At 69.4% G+C, this 1,394-nt stretch carries 1 protein-coding gene; it reads right to left on the bottom strand.

Annotated elements, in window-relative coordinates; genetic code table 11:
* A partial coding sequence (locus EAO77_RS39120) for a hypothetical protein (RefSeq protein WP_187283562.1) occupies positions 1-1,394 on the bottom strand: 1,394 nt, incomplete at both ends.

Below are 1,394 nucleotides of genomic sequence, written 5' to 3'. Positions count from 1 at the left end.
GCACCGACGCCGTCATCTGGATGATCGACATGGCCGAGGGCGTCGAGGAGCCAGGCGATGCGCTCGGGGTCGGTCCAGCGGTCCTTGTAGCCGTAGGGGGCGGCGTCGTTCTGGGAGGCGGTGTCGAGGTCGGGGCGGTGGAGCCAGCGGGCGACGGACAGGTCTTCGATGACGGTGGCTTCGGTGCCGTCGGCGTGCTCGTCGTCGTCGTAGGCGTAGAAGGCCTTGAACTTTTCGGGGCCCTTGCCGGTCTTGGAGCGCTCTTCGTCGAGGACGTAGAAGGCGCCGTTGCCGGGGAGCTTGGACAGGTCGACGCGCTGGTAGTAGTCGGGGAAGACGAACTGGCCTTCCTGCTTCTTGGGGAAGCGGCCGCCGATGACGGTGTCGTACTGGGACATGACTTCGCCGCCGCCGCTGTTGGGGCCGGTGCCGCGCTGGCCGGCGTCGATGTAGTCGACGGCGGCCTTGCGGCCCTTCTTGATGCCGCGGGTCTTGGCCTTGATGGCGTCGGGGACGAAGGCCATGAGTTCGGGGTTCTCGTCGGTGAGGACGATGAGGGCAGGGGTGTCGGCGGTGGGGTTGACCTTGCCGCCCTTCATGCGGCGGGCGCGGCCGTCGGCGACGGCTACGGACGCGCTGAGGAGGCGGACGGCTTCGTCGATGCTGGTGGCGACCCAGTCGAGGATGGGCCGGTCGATGAGCCGGCCGGTGCGGTCGGTCCAGTTCTGGGCCCAGGGGCGGATCCAGCGCTTGGCGGTGTTGCCCTCGGCCATGTCGATCATCCAGATGACGGCGTCGGTGCAGCGGGAGATGACGCTGATGATGACGTGGAGGAGGACGGACTTGCCGGAGCCCTTCTTTCCGGCGATGAAGAGGCTGTTCTGTCGGAAGCGGACTTCGAACGGGTCGCCGGATTCGAGGATGCCGAGGGTGAGGGGCTCGTTGATGGTGAGTGGGTGGGCGTCGTCGGGGAGGTTGATGTTCTCGGACATGACGTCGCGGGTGGAGACGTAGAGGGTCGCGTCTTCGGCGAGGCCGGTGTTCCCGGGGCGGAGGTCGAGGGCGCCGGAGCGGAGGCCTCCCTTGCGGGTCTCGATCGTGGCCAGGAGCGGCAGAAGTGCCGCGAACGGGGTCTGGGTGAGGGTCAGCGGGAGGGCGTAGCCGGAGCGGGTTTCGACGGGGTGGCCGACGTTGACGCCGCSGGCGCCGGCGGCGTGGAACAGCTGCTCCCATTCGCTCATGTCGGCGGGGGCGTCGGCTGCGGCTTCGGCGGCCCATTGGGCGGCGATGACGTCGCGGCGCATGGCGCGGTCGAGGGCGTAGGCGGGGGTGAGGGCTGCGGTGGTGGCGGCGATGGCTGCTGCGGAGGTGAGGGACCAGGGGGTGGCGTGGGC

This window comes from Streptomyces sp. T39, from assembly GCF_008042045.1.
Lineage (GTDB): Bacteria > Actinomycetota > Actinomycetes > Streptomycetales > Streptomycetaceae > Streptomyces.
Note: the sequence above shows the minus strand (reverse complement) of the source record. Positions and strands in the feature narration are given on the sequence as shown.